The sequence below is a fragment of the Paenibacillus sp. FSL H8-0261 genome (assembly GCF_045040645.1).
Classification (GTDB): Bacteria; Bacillota; Bacilli; order Paenibacillales; family Paenibacillaceae; genus Paenibacillus_AQ.
In genome coordinates, this window is the sequence record NZ_CP150297.1 from 5,766,592 (window position 1) to 5,787,504 (window position 20,913).

Genomic DNA, 20,913 nt, shown 5'->3' on the forward strand with positions numbered 1-20,913 from the left:
AAATATAGCGCATTCATTTCTATTCAATCTCTGCATATTTTGTTATTGTTAATGATTTTCTACTTTTACCGCTATTTAATTTCTATCCTGTTCAACAGGTCAATGAACGTGATACGATTGATTCAGGTATGGATCATGTTTCTGCGAGGATCATTCCCGCCGGATTGGAGATGACACCCCTGGAAATGAACTTCTATAAGTCTGATCCCTTTCACATTAGCCGAGAGAAAAAAAATGTCTCAAGTATGCCTTCAAATCATTATCACGATGCTTATGAAATTCTCTACTTAGTGTCTGGAGAGCTGTACTATTTTATAGAAGACCGAACCTTTCAAATCGTCAGCGGGGTTTTATTGTTCATTAACGCTAATGACCTGCACAGACTGATTAATGTAAACGGTACGATGTACGAAAGAGTTACTTTATTGTTTAAAAGGGAGTTCCTTCGTGACTTTTTTGCGGACAGCCCTCTTCCATGTGACCTCTTCTCCTGCTTTCACTCCAGATCAAATGCGATCAAGTTAAGCGGCAACGACCAGATCTTTGTCGAGAATCTTTTTAGCAAATTGATTCATGAAGACACCAAGAGACCTCCAAATTTCGACTACTATCGGAAAATCCTGTTGATGGAGCTGCTGATCTTCATCCAACGAAAAAAGCTTCCGGATCAAAACGAGCATTTTGTAGAAACGAACCGGACCCATAAGAAAATTTCCCAAATCATCCATTTCATCAACGGTAACTTCGCTGAGCCTCTGTCTCTGGAATACATATCGGACAGGTTCTCCATAAGCACCTCCCATTTAAGCCGAACGTTCAAGGACACAACCGGTTTTACTTTCAGCGAATATGTAAATAACACCCGCCTGAAAGAAGCCCGCTCCCTGCTGCAGGACTCCAAATTAACCGTTTCGGAAATCGCTGAGCGTGCAGGATTTGGTAACCTGACCCATTTTGGAAGAGTATTTAAAACCATGACCGGAACCTCACCGCTCAAATACCGCAAACAGAACCGGATTGATGAAGATAATATCTCTACGCAAGCTTGAGATCAGGCGTCCGGACTGCTGCGCCAATCAAGAAAAAACGGGAGCCGTCCATAAGGACGACCCCCGTTTCTCTTAGAAATATAAGCAAAGTATGGTGAAAGATATACTTTCTTATAGTTTATAAAAAAGGAGTGCCCGACCCAAGGCCGACCACTCCACGTTACCGCTGCCACTTATGGCAGTGCATCCTTCAGCTTCTCTCCCGCCTCCCGCAGAGACTGGAACGTCCCCGCATCGCTCCACCAATCCTTGAGAACATCATAACTGAGCCTGCGGTTAGCAGCATATATATTATTTACATCGGTAATCTCCAGCTCCCCCCTCTTGGAAGGGGATACTTGGCGGATGATGTCAAACACAGCTTCATCGTACATATAAATACCTGTTACGCAAAATTTGGTCTTGGGATGCTCAGGTTTCTCTTCGATATAAGCAATCCATGCGGAATCTTGACTATCGAACACGGGAACACCGTATCTACGTGCGTCGTCCACCGGCTTCAGCAATACCTTGGCTGTACCTTCAGGCTGCCGGAGATAGCTCTCCACGTAAGGCGTCAGATCATCCATAAACAGATTATCACCAAGCAATACGACAAACCGTTCCCCAGGGAAAATGAATCCTTCTGCTAAATCGAGAGCCTCTGCAATGCCTCCAGCAGCTTCCTGAATCTTATAAGTCAGAGATACACCAAATGCTGCACCGCTGCCTAAAAAATCCGTATACAGACCAGCAGATTGCTTACTGATGACCAGAAGAATGTCGGTAATCCCTCCCCGGCGAAGCCGATCTATGCCGTAACAGACCATAGGATATTTGCCGACCGGAAGCAAATGTTTGTTCATAAGCCGGGTCAGCGGTTGAAGTCTGGATCCTGTTCCGCCCGCCAGTATGACTCCTTTCACTTACTTTCCTCCTCTTTATCTAAGTCCTTTGCCTTCGGATCTGCACTTTATATGAAACTCGTTGGATCCACATTCCATTTGTTCATAAAGAGCTTACGATTTCGTTCCACCAGCTCCTGCAGCCCGGTGTGGTATACCTGCTTGAAGCTCGCACTTCCTTCATGGTGTACAAGGCAATCCCCTGCGATGAGCAATCGGTATCCCTTTAGCCTGGCGCGATAACAATAGTCATCATCCTCGTAATGTCCAGGTGAGTATCTCTCATCCAACAGACCTACGGAAGTAAGTAGCTCTCTTTTGAATAAAAAACATAATCCTACCAAACGTTTAGTCTCCAACCATTTTTGAGGATTGGAACGGTTAGTTATCTCTGCAGCCTTATGAAAATCTAACAGACTTTCATAATCAGTCTTCACCTGTTGACGTCCACTCGCATAGTTTGTCACTGGCCCAACAATACCAACTTCAGGAGCACTATATAGCGATCTCTTCAGATTAGTTAACCATCTATGGGAAACCACCACATCATTATTCAGCAGTAACAATTCATCTCCTGATGCTAGCAGTAGACCCAAATTACAGGCGGATGGAAAGCCTCTATTCTCAGGCAATGAAATAAACGTTATACGATTCGCGCGGCAATAGGCATCCGTTCCATCTGATGAAGCATTATCTACAACGATGATCTCGTAAGGCAGTGGAGTATAAGCACGTATCGATTCCACACAGGACCGCAGCAGTGGCAACGCGTTGTAGGTCGGAATAATAATACTAGTCATCGTCATATCCGGTTCCTCCAAGCGGCTACTTGTCTGCGGTATTCACGCTGCGTTTCGCTATTAAGTAAGCCCCCATCATCTCGACGGGAAAGCACCTCAAAGAGAGCCTCTGCGTGATCCCCTATGATCAGTTTCTCCACAGCATTTCCAGCGCCTATGTTCGCTTGACGCAGCCGATTATGCTTAATCACATTCACCGTTCCAACTTTCTCCACCCTTAGCTTCTCTAATACAGAACGAGCTTGGGCTTTAGGAGGAACTATTAATTCACGGTAGCCTATAGTCTCAAGTGCTCTCCGGGAAAGCGCGTGAGGGACAGCCGTCATAGAGCTAACTCCGAGATCGTACCGTCCAAGAGCATAATTCAGAAACAGCTTGCTGCGAGTAACATCATCGCATAATCCAAAAGAAGGCATCAGTGGATCCAAATCATTAAGAGCCACGTCAATTCCACCATCTACAGCAGCTGTGAATAATCCGAGCTGAGAGGCAGGGATAACCATATCTCCGTCCAGGAAGAGCAGAATATCTCCTCGACTCAGCTTCGCACCAATAGCCCGCCCTACATCATGTCCAACTGACTCCGGACAATGCACAACTATAGCTTGACGATGTTGTCTGGAGATGGGAAAGCTGCTATCGCTGCAACCGTTAAGCACGACGATAATTTCAGTAGGTCCCAGCCGCGATACCTGTTGCAGCAGACGTCCCAAGGTCTGCTCCTCGTTACGCGCGGAGATAATAACTGACAAGGTCCCACGTAAGCTCGGTAAATTCAGCACCTCGCGACCTACCTTTGATTGCCGAGACAGAATCGGTGGCCGAGCGGTAGGGGTGCCTCTTTTTACCGAACGATTCGCTACCCTTTGGCGGGGTGCCAGTGTTGTTTTGGCCTGACTAGATGCTGAACGTTTCTTTACCGTACGAGTTGCTGTTCCTCGTCGAACGGCAGAGCTACCAGATACTTGTAACAGAGCAACCATCATCTCACCATCTCTCTGCGCCGGGTTCCGTCGCTGAACCCCGCCCTGTTTCCCCGGTGTTCAAGCAAGAGGGATACAGCCTCCATATGATCTGCTGTAATCAACTGCTGCAAAGGATCTGTGCCATCTTCCTTACGTCTGACCGCATTCAGTTTCCCTACATGCACTTTGTGAGCAGCTACCACACGTAAACCACTCAGAACTGCCTGAGCATGTGCCAGAGGGGGACGAGATAATGATTGACTCCCTAAGATTTCAAGCGCTCTTCGGCTGATTGCGTGCGGAACCGCCGTCATCGAACATCCTTTTAGATCCGGACGGCCAAGCAAAATATTAAGTGCATGTTTGGACAGCACCACCGGATGGGGCGAAAGTCTCCGTACCGGTCCGGAATAATCATTAAGCGCTATGTCTGCGCCACCGCTAACAGCGGTGACGAAAGGACGTAGCCCCGAGGCAGGAATCACTAAATCCCCATCTGTAAACAAGAGAACCTCACCCTTAGCTGCCTCTGCTCCGACACTACGGCCAGCGTCATGTCCAAGCGGTAACTCATAGGAAATAACATGCGCACCAAGCGAAAGGGCAATTTCTGCCGTTTGATCGGCTGATCCGTTGACGACTACAATAACCTCGCAGCGCGGATGGACCCCTCTAGCTCCGGCTATCACTCCCGCAATGGTCTTCGCTTCATTCATGGCCGGAATAATAACCGAAACATAGGGATTTGGATGGTTAACAGTAGGGACTGCAGCGACTTGCCGCACCGGACGTGAAGTCCGCCGCTTGATCCGAGAGACCCGCCGTCCCGTGCGGCGGGCAGAAGTACGTTTGGGCTTCATGCTCATCCACCTTCCTTACAGAGCCTATTCGTCAGGCTGAGGGTTACATCACAGTTTATGTACTACGCCGAACAGGGTAACGGCCTTTGTCTCCTGTCGTGTGGAAAACAGGACAAATGTACTCACCCTCTTAATTGCTAGGAGGACAACACAACAAAAAGCGCAGCCATCGGCTGCGCTTAGCATTTTGTACATCATCACTGCGAATTAATCAAACACACGATCATCCACTGCCGGTTTGGCTAACGGAGCGCCGATAGCAATCCAAGAAATGACCCCATAGAAATGCGGAGTTTCGCGCAAGCGCACCACTTGTATCACTGCATCTCCATTGGCTCTGCTCTTTAAGGAAGCATAGAAATATGGTTGATTCGTCATGGCGACGAGCACATAACCGGTATGACCAAAGTTCTCATCGAACGATACGGTCACTTCCACACTCTCAGCATCCCCATTGAACATGAATGCTGTCATTCCAAACTGCTGAAGCGCTTCTCGCTTACCTGCAGTCTGAATCGGACTGAAGGATAGATGTTCAGCATTTACAGAATTCACTGCCAAATGAGCACCATTTACTGCACCAGGAGCAATATGATAATCCTGAACGCTTTCTTCCTCTAGATGACGGGCTTGAATAGCGAAGGAAGAGATTTTGGAAGCCACCACCGATTCATCTTGAAGCTCTGTCGTCCCTACCGAACCATCAGCCAGATGAGTGGACTCGATGCTACCTGCCTGCAGCTTAGCTCCGTTGATGCTCGCATCAGGAAGCAGCGCAGAGCTACGTGTTTCATCCGCAAGATGCTCCAGTTTGATGATACCGGGCTGCAAATGCCGATCTGCTACAATCTGATCAGCAAGATGCTCTCCGTACACACTCCATGGCTGTAAATGTGAAGCATTCACTGAACCTTCGGCCAGTTTTTCTTCGGTAATGCTACCTTCCGGCAACAGTTCGGAGCTACGAACCTCTTCTGACAGATGCTTCAGAGTGATGCTGTCAGATCGAATATGGCGACTATCCACTGTATCTCCTGCCAAATGACCGCCATACACACTACCTGGAGCCAGGTGGAATGATTGGATAGATCCACCCTCCAATTTCTCACCTGTAATACTGCCATCTAGCAACAGATCGGCGCTAAATACCTCTTCCGCCAGATGATTCAGGTTAATACTTCCTTGCCGGATATGGCGGCTATCTATCGTACCACCTGCTAAATGCCCCCCATACACGCTACCTGGAGCCAAGTGGAAAGCAGAGATGGATCCACCCTCAAGCTTTTTACCGGGAATGCTACCATCTGGCAGAAATTCGGAGCTACGTGTCTCTGATGCTAGATGAGCTAGTGTAATCTCACCATAACGGATATGGCGTCCTTCTACTGCACCGAGGCTCAAATGACTGCCATCTACACTTCCTGGTGCCAGATGGTTTGAATCTACAGATTCTTCTGCAAGCTTCTCACCCGTAATGCTACCATCTGGCAGGAAATCGGAGCTGCGTGTTTCTGGTGCTAGATGAGCCAGGGTAATCTCACCGTACCCGATATGACGTCGTTCTACTGCACCTGAGCTCAAATGACTGCCATCTACACTTCCTGGTGCCAGATGGTTTGAATCTACGGATTCTTCTGCTAGCTTCTCACCGGTAATGCTACCATCCGGCAGGAAATCGGAGCTGCGTGTTTCTGGTGCTAGATGAGCCAGGGTAATCTCACCGTACCCGATATGACGTCGTTCTACTGCACCTGAGCTCAAATGACTGCCATCTACACTTCCTGGTGCCAGATGGTTTGAATCTACGGATTCTTCTGCCAGCTTCTCTCCGGTAATGCTGCCGTCCGGCAGTAATTCTGAGCTGCGTGTCTCTGGTGCTAGATGAGCCATTGTAATCTCACCATACCCGATATGATGGCCTTCTACTGCACCCGAACTCAGATGACTACTCCCTACACTTCCAGGTTCAAGATGAATAGAACTAACGGATTCTTCTGCCAGCTTCTCACCGGTAATGCTACCGTCCGGCAGCAATTCAGAGCTACGTGTTTCTTTTGCCAAATGAGCTAACGTAATCTCACCATTTCGGATATGACGGCCTTCCACTGCGTCTGGACTCAAATGACTGCCATCTACACTTCCTGGTATTAGATGATTTGAATCTACGGATTCTACTGCCAGCTTCTCACCGGTAATGCTACCGTCCGGCAGCAATTCAGAGCTACGTGTTTCTTTTGCCAAATGAGCTAACGTAATCTCACCATTTCGGATATGACGGCCTTCCACTGCGTCCGGACTCAAATGACTGCCATCTACACTTCCTGGTATTAGATGATTTGAATCTACGGATTCTACTGCCAGCTTCTCACTGGTGATACTACCGTCGGGTAACAATTCAGAGCTGCGCGTTTCTTTTGCCAAATGATCTAACGTAATCTCACCATTTCGGATATGACGGCCTTCCACTGCATCCGGACTCAGATGACTGCCATCCACACTTCCAGGTATTAAATGATTTGAATTTACAGATTCTCTCGCCAGCTTTTCTCTGGTAATACTGCCATCTGGAAGCAAGTCTGCGCTACGTGCATCTTTGGCTAGATGAGCTAAGGTGATTTCACCGTACCCGATATGGCGGCCTTCTACTGTATCCGGGCTCAGATGGCTGCCATTCACACTTCCAGGTATAAGATGATTTGAGTTCACAGATTCTTCCGCCAGCTTTTCTCGGGTAATACTGCCATCTGGGAGCAAGTCTGCGCTACGTGCATCTTTGGCTAGATGAGCTAAGGTGATTTCACTGTGCCCAATATGACGTCCCTTCACTGTATCCGAGCTCAGATGACTGCCATCTACGCTTCCGGCCATGAGATGAATAGAACCTACGGATTCCTCAGCGAGCTTCTCGCCGGTAATACTACCGTTAGGCAGTAGCTCAGAGCTAAACGTTTCTTCTGCCAAATGAGCCAGTGTGATTTCACCATGCTGAATGTGACGACCTTCTACTGCACCCAGCCTCAGATGACTTCCGTCTACACTTGCGGGTACTAGATGAATAGAATCTACGGATTCTTCTGCGAGCTTCTCTCCGGTAACACTGCCTTCTGGCAGCAAGTCGGAACTACGTGCATCTTCGGCTAGATGAGCCAGCTTGATCTCACCATGCCCGATATGACGTCCTTCAATCGTATCCATACATAGATGGCTGCCGTCTACACTGCCCGGTGAAAGATGCTGGGAATCCACAGCCCCTTTGGCCAGCTTAGACCCGCTAATGCTGCCCTCCTGTATTTGAATCGAAGAGATGGAATTAGGAATGATATGACCATTTCCGATGGACAACGGCCGGATATGCGCCCCGCCGATACTTCCCGGATTCATATGTCTGCTCTGAACCGCACTATCGCTAATGGATTTTGAATGAACTGCATTCACAGATAAATGCTCTGCCTGAACTGCCGACACTGCTAATTTACTGGAATCCACACTTCCATCAGCAAGCTTAGCCGATGTGACCGATAAATCACTAATCTTATCCGTCGATACACTTTCCGGGGACAGCTTTAACGATGTCACCACATGATCTGCCAGATGATGTGGCTGCACTGCCCCAGCGGCCAAATGAATCTCTCTCACCGCAGCAGAAGCCAGCTTATCTCCCGAAACCGAGCCGGACTGAATCGCAGCAGTAGTCACACTATTTTCTCCGAGATGTCTCCGTTCCACAGCTCCAGTGGCAAGATGATCTTTATCCACTACAGCATCCTGCAAGGCACGACCGCTCACGCTGGCATCTGCTAGATGTTTCTCCTCCACTGCACAAAAAGCGATATGCTCACCACTTACCACTTCACGAGCAATCGTACTTCCAATGACCGATCCTGCTGCTAGTTTAGCCGAGCTCACCACTCCGTCCGCTAACTTGGCGGAAGTAACGCTCTGTGGACGCAGGTGCTCCGCACCCACAGACTCTGAGGCCAGCTTTTCTCCAGTAACAGCACCAGAGGATAGATGTTCCGTATGAACAGCTTCATCCATAAGCTGCTCCGAGCCTACCGCTTCCGAAGCTAAATGGGAGTGGTTCACAGCCTCACGTTCCAGATGATTAGAGGAAACAGCTTGCATAGCAATTTGCGGTCCGCGTATGGCGGATTTGGCAATATGTCTGGTGGTTACAGCTTCATCTGCTAGCTTATGTGCGAGTATGCTTTGATCAGCGATTTTCGATGAGGTGACCGCTTGCTCAACCAGCTGTGCAGTACCTACCGCACCCTCTGTTAGCTTTAAAAAGGAGATACTTCGGTCAGCTAGATGGCGACTCGTTATTTCCCCGTCGCTGATATGGGAACCGTGTACGCTTTCTGCACTTAGATGGATGCTTCTCACTACTTCTGCACCTAGCTGCTTGGAACCAATAGCACCATCCGCTACATGTGCGCCTTCGATTACACCCGACTGGAGCTGCTCCTTGCCGATCAGCTTGCTGGCAAGCTGCCCTGGTCCGATCGCTCCCGGAGCCAAATGTCTAGCGGTTATCAAAGCATCGCTAAGATGGCGACCCTCAATCACAGCATCAGCCAGTTTGGAGCTGCTGATTTCACCATCGGCTATTATATCGCCAGATACTGCTGCATCAGCTAGCTTGGAACGGTCAATACTCCCGTTTGCGATGTGGCGGCCTGTGATGCTGCTGCTTCCTATTTTCTCACCAGTAACCGCTCCATCTTCCAGTAGATCAGCCGTAATAATCAGATCGCTCAAATGACGGCTCTCAATTGATTTATCCGCAATTTGACCGCCGCCGATAATCCGATCAGCCAGCTTCTCTGGACTAATACTACCGTTCTTCAGCTTCTCTCCACTGATGGAATGATCCAGCAGTTTACCGCCACTTACGCTTCCTTCAGCTAAATGTTCACCCACAATGGATTCAGGCGCGATTTTCGAAGAAGTAACTGCCTTGTCCGCGATATTGATGCTCTGTACAGCGTAATCTTGCAACCATGGTGTACCAATAATGCCGAACTTCAGCTTAGAACCGTCAATGGTACGTGGAGCGATTTTAGCTCCTGTAACTGCTGCATCCGATAGATCATCTGTATAAACGGGCTGGAACCGCTCTTTTTCAGGAGCGAACCAAATCGTCTCAGGAAGATTATCCGCCTGTTTCTGAAGCTGCTCTTCCACTATAGGCTCTGGCTCTGGTTGCAGAACTGGTACGGAAATTGATTCCTCTTGAACGACTTCAGCGATTGCTCCTCCACTTACCTGAACATCAGCGAGCTCTGCTTTACTGACTCCGTCATTGCTGCTCCCCGAATCCTTAGAACTGCCTTTGCTTTCCAGCATGCTCAGTTCCTTTATATTGGGATTATCTACATAGTAGAGTCGTTTTTGTGGACTGCGCGGCTGCTTTTTTTTGGAACCCCTCACAAGCAGTCTCCTCCTTCCATCTATTGTTTCTCCTAGGCATCATATGCAGCGGTATGGGCTGATGACACCCTTTTGCGATAAGCCCTTAATAAGATTCTGATGAAATTTATACTTTCTTATATTTAAAAAAAGGCTTCTGCCGCCGCGCATTCGTCCACCCTGACATGCGGGTACAAACATACAATGACAAGAGTAGTAAAAGCGGGAATCACGTGACCGAAGAAACAGGAGGAACAAACATGGGGCATAAGCTCGTTGGAATACTACTAAATGCCGATATGCACCGGGGCGTTCCCCGGCTAAAAACAGGACAGGAGTCTCTATCCAACTATGAAGAGGCGGCCGCTGCATACGGCCTAGTTCCCTGCTTTCTGAAGCTCGCGGACATCGATACAGACTCAGGCTTCAGCGCCGCCTATATAAAGGGATCTCATGGATATAAAAGCGTAGTAGTTTCTACGCCAACTGTCATCCATAACCGGGCCATATACAGCCAGAATAGCCCAGGAATGCAACGTCTGCTACGGCACCATCCTTTGGTGTACAATACTTGCAATCGATACGGCAAGGATGAGATCCATGAACTGCTTGAGCAGCATGAAGAGCTGCGTGAGGTTTTGCCAGCAACAACTGGCGTATCTGGACTCAAACAAATGATGAATCGTTATCCCGATCTTATTCTTAAACCTTGCCGTGGAAGCATTGGGAATGGGGTCATGCGACTGGTTCGTAAAGGGCCTCAGCGCTGGAGCTTAAATTATCTCTCCCCCTCCATGCGGCGCTGGATAAGCACTCCTGTATATCAGGGGGCGCTGCCAAAAATGCTCCGGGCACGCCTTGCCTCTGTCCCTTATCTCGTGCAGGAGCGTATTCCCCTTGCTGAGATTGGAGGACGTCCCTTTGATTTACGCGTCACCGTTCAACGCGGCTGGGGAGGCGATTGGCAGGTTACCGGTCTCTTTGCTAAACTAGCACCCCCTGGGGGGTTTGTCTCTAATATAGCCCGTGGAGGAGAAGCGTTAAGCTCTTCCTTTGCGCTGGAAAAAGCCTTCTCTAGAGGAATAGCGGCCCATATCCGTATGGCTGTCGAAACACTTAGCCTTGTTATAGCTCGTTGTCTCGAACAAGACCTTCCAGGGCTGGCCGATATCGGACTGGATATAGGCATTACAAAGGATGGTCGCATCTTCTTCATAGAATGCAATGGCCGCGACCAACGCTATGGATTTCACAAAGCCGGCCTTACGGAGATTTGGAAGGAGAGTTACCGAAGACCTATGGGATACGCACGTTTTTTACTAGAAAAGAACAGCCTCATATATAACAGTTATTGATTTGTCTCCTATTCTATGTCAATATAATGCAGAGCAGAAGGCGGCCACATACGACCGTACTGCTGTATTATGGAAGGGAGATGGGCATGGTAAAACAATTGCTGCGGCTAATGACCGAGCTATCCTCGCACCGATGGCTTTCACGGTTAATGGGGTCTTTTTCTCATAGTAGACTCAGCCGTTTTCTAATCCCGGTATTTATTAAGACTTATCAAATCCCCTCCGCCCAAGCGGAGAAGAATCCTGGAGAATATCTCACTCTTAATGAGTTTTTCAGCCGCCGGCTGAAGCCTGGCATGCGGCCTATTGCAACCGATGCTGACGCTTTAGTTAGTCCCGTAGATGCAATGATTACTGCTATGGGTGACATTTCCTCTGGTACGATTATGAATGTAAAAGGGCAGGATTATAAGATCGAGGATCTACTGAATCATTCTCCGCATCTGGAGCTATACAAGAGAGGATTTTTCTTCGTCCTTTATCTAAGTCCTACGGATTATCACCGGATTCACTCTCCCCTTACTGGACATAAGGTTGAGAGTGATCATATTCGTGGACGAGCCTATCCTGTCAACGATTTCGGCATGCGACATATGAAGGGCGTACTGAATCGCAATGAACGTCTTATCACGTATATCGCCGGAGACTACGGAGAAACAGCAGTAGTAAAGGTAGGCGCGATGAACGTCAGCAGCATCGGGTATACGGATGCTAACGCTACCGAGTGGCAAATCGGCGATGATCTAGCCTATTTCGAGTTCGGCTCTACTGTAGTACTACTTATGGAGAGCGGTACTTTTACCCCGAGACCCAAGCTTGAGGTCAACACGAAGGTAAAGATGGGGGAATTGCTAGGGACGCTACATCGGCCGCTTTAGTAAAGCTATAATATAACAAAATAAGGGTATCCCTAACCGATTAAAAATCGGCGCCGGGATACCCTTGTTTTGTTTATTTCACTTTAGAGCTTGTTACGCTAGCATAGTAATCCAGTACATTGTTGATGATCACAGCTGCTTCAGCTCTTGAGGCCGAAGCTGTCGGATCCATTTTTCCACCGCTGCCTCCATTTACTATACCAAGATCTTTGAAGGCATAGACCGCTTCTTTAGCATAACCCGCAATAGAAGCATCATCTGGGAAGTCATGGTTAGTCGCTTGCGGAAATTTAACATTCAGTCTCTTCAATGCATTGAATAGAATTACACACAGGTCCTGACGGCTAATGCTGCTATTAGGAGCAAACATGCCATTACCGATACCATTGATCAGTTGATTAGAAGTCCCAATCTCAACATAGTTTTGATACCAAGCATCTTTCAGAACGTCAGTAAACTGCTTTTGATTCTCGCCCATGCTGAAGTTGAAGCTTTTTACTACCATGGCAACAAACTCGGCACGGTTTACCTTCCCACTTGGATCAAAGCTTCCGTCTGTGCGTCCGCCGATAATATTTCTCTCCACCAGCGCTGCAATCGCAGATTCTGCCCAGCTAGGAATTAGAGTAGCATCTTTAAACTTATTCTTAAGCTCTTGTCTGATTAGCTCCGGTGTCTTCGTTTTTCCATCTGTTATCGGAGACTGAGGCTGCTGTTCTCCAGGTTTTACGACTTCTCCAGGAATCGATGGTACTGAAGGTTCCGCTGGGGTAGTCGGTGTTGGTGTACTTGGTTGACCACCAGCTCCACCGCTGTAAGGTTTAACGATCACAGAGATCTGTACCTTCAGGCCAAGTGGATTAGCTATACCCTCAGGGAAGACAAGATCCCCCTTGATGGTGTACGTTCCTTCCGTATTACCGTTATAGCCTTCCTTGTTCCACTGAACAGAAACGACCTTATTCATCCCGGTATTCAGGGTTACTGATACTGAAGCTGGTAGCTCCAGTGCGTCAAAACTGGTACCATAAGCAACACTTTTACTTGCTAGTGCTTGCACTGCCGTGATTTCCGGTATCGTAATGACCTCCGGCAGTACTTCGATCGTAATGGATGCCTTCAGGTCTTTGGGATTGCTGACACCTTCCAGAGGTACTAGCGCTCCTTTCAGGATATAAGCTCCTTGCTTATCGCTATTGTAACCTTCACTATTCCAATCGATGGATATCGCCTTTGTCTCACCGTTGTTCAAAGTAGCTATGACCGATGATGGTAGCTTCAATCCATTAAATGGAGTGCCGAATGGAACGCTCTTACTTTCCAAATCCTGCACTGTGACAATCTCAGCGACACGAATCACTTCGGGCATTACCTGAATGGTGATGGAAGCTTTCAGATCATTAGGGTTGATCATTCCTTCTTCTAATACCATAGTACCGCTCAGCACGTATGATCCTTCCACATTGCCGTTATAACCAGCAGGGCTCCATTTAACAACAAGTTCCTTCTGCTCATAGGTATCAAGCGTTACTGTAGCTGAAGACGGCAATTCCAACTTATCAAAAGCGGTGCCAAATTCAACATTTTTGCCCTCCAGCTTCTCAACTTTAGTAATCTGGATAGGTTTAGTGCCTTCTGGCAGTACAACCACTGTAATAGAAACAGTTTGATGGGTACTATTCAATACCCCCTCAGGAAGCTCAAAGCTACCTGCCAGCGTATAACTCCCCGCTTTTCCACCGTTGAAATCTTTACTATCCCATTGTACAGGCAAGTGAATTACCCTTTTGTTGCCCAATGTAGCTTCCACTGTAGCTGGTAAATTCAATTCTCCTGCAGCAGTTCCGAACGGCACACTCAGCAGTTGCGGCTGAACAATCGATATAATTTCTTTAGCATGGGTATCTTCTGTCCATTTGGCATAATACACCGTGCTTATGTTCATTACCGTTTCTACGGTTAATGCATTACCAGTCCCTTCTTTATTATCAAACCAGCCAGCAAAAATGTAGCCTTCACGTTCCGGTACCCGAGGTAAGGTGCTTAATGCTTCACCTTTAAATGCGGTTACTTTGGTAGGAGCCGGTGAGTCCAGATAATTCTGATCGAAGGTGACTTCAATCGGATCAGCATAAATGAGTTCAACATATTGTAAATTTGCATTTAATCCGTTAAAAATCATATACACATTTTGTTTTCCAGTCACTTTGGTTCTGTCTAGGAAGGTTTCCGCTGTCAAATAATGATCAATGTAAGAATTTCCAGGCGTTTGTTTAGTGCTTGCCATTCCATAATTCCCCCAAGCAGCGCCTGCTTTCTGAGCAAAACTAATGCTTGCAAATTCATTACCAAGTTCAAAAGAACCTCCGCCGCTGTAAGCATCAGCGTATGCTCTTCCTTGTGTAGTAGCTCTTTTAACTGGTTTACCCGTATTGTCAGCCTCTGTATAGAATTTAAAAGATGGAGACGATCCGCCTTCACGGGCATACTGCACTCTTACTTCCACAAGATTAGTTAAGTCAACCTGACCGAAATAAACAAGGTCATTAGAATTGACATAACTCATGGCGTCCGTACCACTTTCGAATCTGAACTGGGTATTCGTTGCATAAATCCATGGTGCATTATAAGGATAGATTCTAATACCGTTCTCTACTTTCAGCGTCTCTCTCGGAGCAATATTGATTGGCATAGACGATATGCTCAAATCTGTTATAGCCGCTTTCAAGGAAGCTATGGCTTCTGCAACAACCTCGTCGTTAATCGGCTCAGCAAGAACAGCCTTAACCTCATCCAGCACAGCGTTGAATTTGAGCTTTTTGTAAGCTGTGTATGCATTCATATCGATATTTTGAGCAGCCTTGATATCCGCATCTAACACCGATGTGTCTACATTGTCCTGCTTCAGCTGGAAGGTTAGCCAGTTCAGGTCAATACCAGCACTCTCAAATACAATTCTAAGGGTATGCTCGCCCGCCGACAGCTGAATATCAGGAATTCTAAAGGTTTTCCATACCCCTTTAGTCGTGGTGAGGTCGAAGGTACCCAGTAGCTTATCGCCATCATAGATGCCAAAGGACATTTGGGCGACATCCGATTGGCTAGAGCGAATTCGTGATGTGACTTTGTACATGCCTTCTTTCTCTACATTTACCTTATAGGAGATGGCTTCTCCCTTACTTGTGTTGGTGTAGCATAATCCACCGTCTACGTCATTACTGCTTACTGGCGTGATTATCGGAGTAATGGAGGCAAATTCCGTCTCAGCTACCTTCAATTTAGTATTTTTCCCAATCTTCTTTACTGCCAAAGCTACATCACTGTTGATTCTGACATAATCAAAATCAACAACAAATGGATCTGTAAGATTCTGACTTCCATTAGATGCAAGTAATCCAAACTTCGGATTGGCATAATTCGCAGTTGTACTGCCAAGTGAAATATATTCCTTGCCGTCAGCGCTGACATAACCGGAATAGCTGTTGCCTATTTTTTTCAAACGTAAATACAGCTCTTTCTTTTCTCCAAAAATACTGGTGAGCTGACTGGCAGACAGTTGTCCGATGGTAACAGGCTCCGTACCTCCGGTTTCTTTGGTCATACCGATGATCTTGCCGCTACTGTATTCATACTTCACCCAGATATAGTTATTGTTATCCTGTGAAGCCGTGATGCCGACGCCGTTATAATTTTGATTTGGCGCTTTGCTCATATTAATTTTCACTGTTGCTTCCCAGTTGCCGAAGGCCTCCTGCTGGAAATAGTTCTTCAAATCTGCATGATCACTCCAGAAGTCGCCTCTTTCAGCGATGATTCTCAAATTGCCGAGAGCAGTGCTCAAAGACCAGTTTTTGTTGTTTTCTGTATTGGTAGCAGTCTCTTTATTAATCGTCCAGAAGTTGCTTAGATTTGTACTATCGAACTCATCGCTCTGTGGTGTCGTACCAAACTGTATCACATAGGAATTCGCCTGATCGGAGCTGATACATTTGATCGTCACTCTTTTATTGATGAGATCTACGTTGGCCGTTGCTTTTACACCATCATTCGTTTCAAACGTAACTTCAGGTAAAGTAGCCCCGTTACTGAGACCTACATCATAACTGAACCTAGTCTGTGCAAACCCTTCAAGCGGCTTACCATCAATAGAGATATTCTTTAAATAAGCATAGGTCGGATTCTCAAAAATCGGTTCCAAGCCTTCCTCCGAAGAGAAAATAACCTTGTAGATCCGTTTCTCTCCTCCGGCCGAAGCAGTAATTACAGCAGCCGGTCTATCTTTATCGGCTTGTCGTATACTTACGTCTACACCAGCTATCGCCGTAGCTTTGACTTTAGGATAGCTGCTAGTTTCAGTCGTTTCACCAAAGGCTTTATAGTCGAGTTTCAATGGATTAAATATTTTGATCTTTTTGCCGCCAACCGTAATATCAGAGAGCTGTGGATCTCCTGATTTGTCCGTATTCACCCGGAACCAATCTCTTCCCGGCGTATAATTGACCACATAATCAATCTTTGCCGTTCTTGCAAAGGCTGGAGATTTCATCAAAAAGCTCGTGATATTCTTGGCAGAACGCTGCAATTCTCCCAGGGTCAGACTGCCGTTAGCAAGCGATGTCATCGTATTAAAGGTACTGTTATTCCGATTCTTATGCGTTTCTGCATAATCGTTCGGAATTACCATGTAAAGGTCATTTTGGGCACGGACCATGGCTTTGCCGTTGGTTTCATCATAACGATTGGTAGTGGCATAGAAGCCCTGATCCTCACTCATCTTCGCCCACCAGTCTGTCATGACAATCCCGTCAAAGCCCCACTCTCCACGGAGGATGGTCGTATTCAGGTCATAGTTACTGGAAGCCCAAGTTCCGTTTACCGGACCATAGGACGTCATCACTGAACGCGCCTTTCCACTCTTCACTGCCATTTCATAACCTTTCAAATAAATCTCGCGAAGCGCTCTTTCAGAGACAAGTGCATTCACAAGATGTCTATCCGTTTCCTGATTGTTCGCTGCGAAATGCTTAATAGTAGGTGATGTACCGTTCTTCTGAAGACCTCTTGTCTGCGCAACAGCCATGATGCCTGTCAGTAACGGATCCTCTGAAAAATACTCAAAGTTTCTTCCGTTCAGGGGACTTCTGTGGATATTGATTCCCGGTCCAAGCAGCGTATCGATATTGTTAATCAGCATTTCTTTACCGAGAAGATCGAACAATCTTTCATTCAGCTCGGTGTTCCACGTACAGGCAAGCATCGTCCCGTTCGGGATACTGGTTGCCTTCTCTGCATTGGTCTCCATCCGGATTCCTGAAGGACCGTCGGCAGCACTGTCGATAGGGAGTCCGAATTTCAGCAGATTTTTAGTGACACCACCAAAAGCCGCAGCGGTTCCGGCAGTAACTTTAGGGCTAGACATCCCTTCCCCTAAAATAATGGCCCCCAGATCGTTGTTGGACAATTGTGCAATGAACTGATCCATAGTCACTTTCTGATTGTATACATCCAATAAGGTATAACCCTTGTCCCCAGTTTGTGGAATGGACGCAGGAAGATTTTGCTTGATTCTTTCATCCAAGTCGGTAGTCCGTGTCGGTACCTTTTCAGTGACAGTGGTAAAAGTACCATTTTCTTTCGGTTGTCCTGGTTTGATACGATCAAATTCCTTAGTTGGCGCGAGCGCTTCCTGCAAGGTTTCTACAACCTTCAAAGCATTAAGGCTGTATACTCCTTGCTTTTCGCTGTCACTTACACTGTTGCCTACGTAAATATTATAGTCACCAGCTTCTAAAACATAAGATGAATCATGACCTGTAATTCCACTATCATCATATGAGGCCATATCTTTGGTATCATACGTGATGGTGATCGACTGTGATTCCCCAGGCTGTAACAGCCGGGTCTTAGCAAAAGCAGCAAGCTCCTTGGCCGGCTTGCCAAGTTTACCTTGTGGTGCACCGTAATAAATCTGTACAACTTCTTTGCCTTCCACCTTACCTGTATTCTGAACAGTTACAGTCACTGCAACCTCATTCTCACCAGCGTTGACATTATCAGTCGTGATCTTGAAATTGGTATAGGACAGTCCGTACCCAAATGGATAGAGCACCTTATCCGGAGCAAAGGTCTCAAAATAGCGGTAGCCTACATAAATATCCTCACTATAAGAATTCTCAGTTTTGCTGCCAAAATGTGCAGTAGAAGGATAGTCAGCAAGTGTAGCTGCAATCGTATCGCTCAATTTTCCGCTTGGCGTAACATCTCCGGTCAGTACATCGGCTACTGCGCTACCGCCTTCCATCCCCCCTTGCCATGTGTACAAAATAGCAGCTTTGGGATAGTTTTTAGCCCATGACATATCGATAACGTTGGCTACGTTCAATACGATGGCCACTCGGTCGAATTTGGCATAGACCCGGTTGAGCATGTCTACTTCAAGGTCTGTCAGCTTATAGGCACCCTTGACGTCCGTATTATCTTTATCTTCACCGGCTGTTCTGCCGATGATGACCACAGCTGTATCCGTTTTTGCTTTTGCTGCATCCACAATTTCATCGGTTAAAGGCATTTCTGCCTGTGACCACGGCTCTGCTGCCCAGCCACCACCGCCATTGTTGAAAGGATTCTTTTTGATCCAGTCGGCATAGACCTTCGCCAGATCTTCATTTAACTTGAGACTGGGATTATTACGAAGACCCTCCAGAATCCCATTCACATAATCTACCCTTACAGCGCCCCCAGACCCTGTGCCTGACTTGTAATAATGCGCTTGTATGCGGCCAAACACCGATACATTTTCACTCTTCTTGATAGGGAGCACTTGTTCATTCTCATTTACTTGTGATCCTGCTAGTTTATAATCCGGATTTTGCAGAAGCACAATACCTTCAGCGGCCACTTCTCTGGACACATCCGCTAATCCCGGGAGAACCTTAGCCAAAACGGGAGAACTGGTACTAGGCGTTATGATTGAGGTTATCAGAATGCAGCAGAATAATATTTTAAGTAAGCGATTACAATTTTTCCTCATACTTATCACCATTCCTTTCGATTAAGGTACAGCTTAGGATAATGGGTCATCGTAAAGAGCGAGATTTCAATTAAAAATTTCTAATGCATAAACGTTCGCTTCATAAACCAATAGGATGATTTTACTTTCAGGAAGGAGTTATTCTCTAAGAGCGCTAGCCGCTGTGGAGTAAGGCTTATTCAAGCATCAAGTGTGTTACTGATTAAATCTAAACCGGTTTAGATTTTTTGCATAATTCTCCTAACTCATACTTACAAATTAAAACGTGCGAAAATGTTCATTAATTCCTCCTTTACTTTTTAAACTTACATTGAATACTATCATCAGAAATATCATCCTAACATAGAAAATCCTCATAGATTTATTGAATATACTCATGTATCACAGAATTCAAGTTTTTCAAAATAACTAAAAAGGCTCACTCGGCCGATAGCTAAACTTATAAACCGAAGTTAAGATGGGCCCATTATAAAACAGCTACATTAAAAATAGCAGGGAGAATCAGCATCGCTTAATGCCGATTCTCCCTGCTATAAAAACCAAATGCAAGTTCGTGAACTTTCGTTGAAGTAGAATTATTTTGCAGATAAAAGACTCTCAGTAATGTAATTTAACTGCGCTTCAAGCGTAACGGGATCACTATATGTATCAGCGGTTGGGTCCAGTTGGAATACGTTGCCTGCTTTTACGGCAGGAAGATGCTTCCACAAGGGGTTGTCATAGACGATTTTCGGATCGCTCGTATCGCCAGCCCATGGGCATGTGAATACAATATCTCCAGCAAATTGAGGCAGCTTCTCAAGGGAGATTGTTGCCCAACCAGTGCCGCTGTCTATAGCTTCTTTCTGCGCTTCAGGAGGTGCTTTCAGGCCAAATTCATTATAAATAATTTCTCCACCGCGCCCGTAGCTGTGACCGAATACGAATAGTCCACCGGAAAATGGATTCAGGATTGAAACGGTTTTGCCACCTACAGCTGCTAACACCTTAGGCTTCAATTCTTTGATTTTTTTGTTCCATTGTTCCACCCAAGCTTTAGCTTCGGCTTCTTTCCCCGTTAATGTACCGAAATCAAGCATTTGATCTCTGATAGTTTTTGCACCGTATTGAATGGCTACTACTGGCGCTATTTCGGCCAGCTTGTCGAGTCCTTCCATTCCGGAGAATACAACAATAAGATCAGGGTTCAGCTCTAAAATGTGTTCAAGAGATGGCTCATCCCCAAGGCCTTGAACGCCTTCCAGCATTCCTTCAAAGTAGGGACTGTTTAAGACACCATTCATAACACCAACCGGTTTGATTCCTAACGCCAAGAAGTATCCAGTGTCGAAGGAGGTTAAATCCACAATCCGTTTCGGATGTCTGGGTACTTGAATGTCTCCGTTACTTGCTTGATATGTAACCATGTCCACTTTGCTGGATGAGTCATTGGTGTTTGATGAAGATACGGCACTCTCTGTCCCATCTACTGAGGAGGTGTTATGCTCAACTGCTTGTCCGCAAGCTGCTAGCAGTAACGTTATAACCAAAGTAAACACAAGCAATAGATAAGTTTTTGGAGATTTAAACAAAATAAATTCACTCCAATCGACATATTATATAATGATATTGATAATCATTATCAATGTAACTATATAGTATTATTCTATCATTGGCAATGGAGAATATATTAACATCTAC

Annotated in this window: 10 protein-coding genes; 3 read left to right on the forward strand and 7 right to left on the reverse strand. The window is 46.4% G+C overall.

Features of this window, described 5'->3' with window-relative positions; all coding sequences use genetic code 11:
- Positions 1-170: 170 nt before the first annotated feature.
- Positions 171-1,049 (forward strand): helix-turn-helix domain-containing protein, encoded by an 879-nt coding sequence (locus MHI27_RS25670; protein WP_405176797.1) that lies wholly within the window; start codon positions 171-173, stop codon positions 1,047-1,049.
- A gap of 173 nt (positions 1,050-1,222) precedes the next feature.
- On the opposite strand, the gene MHI27_RS25675 is transcribed toward MHI27_RS25670, so the two are convergent.
- The 5 genes from MHI27_RS25675 to MHI27_RS25695 form a co-directional block, all read right to left on the reverse strand.
- On the reverse strand, positions 1,223-1,954 hold the full coding sequence (locus MHI27_RS25675) for a sugar phosphate nucleotidyltransferase (protein ID WP_042191506.1): 732 nt from the start codon (positions 1,952-1,954) through the stop codon (positions 1,223-1,225).
- A 47-nt stretch (positions 1,955-2,001) separates the two neighbouring features.
- Positions 2,002-2,739 carry a glycosyltransferase family 2 protein gene (locus tag MHI27_RS25680; protein ID WP_042191509.1) on the reverse strand — a complete coding sequence of 246 codons (738 nt, stop codon included), beginning with the start codon at positions 2,737-2,739 and terminating at the stop codon, positions 2,002-2,004.
- A complete protein-coding gene (locus MHI27_RS25685) occupies positions 2,736-3,719 on the reverse strand; it encodes a glycosyltransferase family 2 protein (protein ID WP_405174976.1) in 984 nt (327 codons plus the stop codon). Before MHI27_RS25685 ends, MHI27_RS25680 begins: the two co-directional genes overlap by 4 nt.
- On the reverse strand, positions 3,716-4,558 hold the full coding sequence (locus tag MHI27_RS25690; RefSeq protein ID WP_405174977.1) for a glycosyltransferase family 2 protein: 843 nt from the start codon (positions 4,556-4,558) through the stop codon (positions 3,716-3,718). The genes MHI27_RS25685 and MHI27_RS25690 overlap by 4 nt, the downstream gene beginning before the upstream one ends.
- Positions 4,559-4,765: 207 nt before the next feature.
- Positions 4,766-9,991, reverse strand: a complete 5,226-nt coding sequence (locus MHI27_RS25695) for a WIAG-tail domain (RefSeq protein WP_405174978.1) — start codon at positions 9,989-9,991, stop codon at positions 4,766-4,768.
- A 239-nt stretch (positions 9,992-10,230) separates the two neighbouring features.
- Here MHI27_RS25695 and MHI27_RS25700 point away from each other — a divergent pair, with 239 nt between their 5' ends.
- Positions 10,231-11,325 (forward strand): YheC/YheD family protein, encoded by a 1,095-nt coding sequence (locus tag MHI27_RS25700; protein ID WP_076285226.1) that lies wholly within the window; start codon positions 10,231-10,233, stop codon positions 11,323-11,325.
- An 86-nt stretch (positions 11,326-11,411) separates the two neighbouring features.
- A complete protein-coding gene (gene asd, locus MHI27_RS25705) occupies positions 11,412-12,203 on the forward strand; it encodes an archaetidylserine decarboxylase (RefSeq protein WP_042191516.1) in 792 nt (263 codons plus the stop codon).
- A gap of 73 nt (positions 12,204-12,276) precedes the next feature.
- On the opposite strand, the gene MHI27_RS25710 is transcribed toward asd, so the two are convergent.
- Positions 12,277-19,113, reverse strand: a complete 6,837-nt coding sequence (locus tag MHI27_RS25710; RefSeq protein ID WP_405174979.1) for a glycoside hydrolase family 3 C-terminal domain-containing protein — start codon at positions 19,111-19,113, stop codon at positions 12,277-12,279.
- Between the two features lie 695 nt (positions 19,114-19,808).
- Positions 19,809-20,804: an ABC transporter substrate-binding protein gene (locus MHI27_RS25715; protein WP_405174980.1), complete on the reverse strand. Its 996-nt coding sequence runs from the start codon at positions 20,802-20,804 to the stop codon at positions 19,809-19,811.
- Positions 20,805-20,913 lie beyond the last annotated feature (109 nt).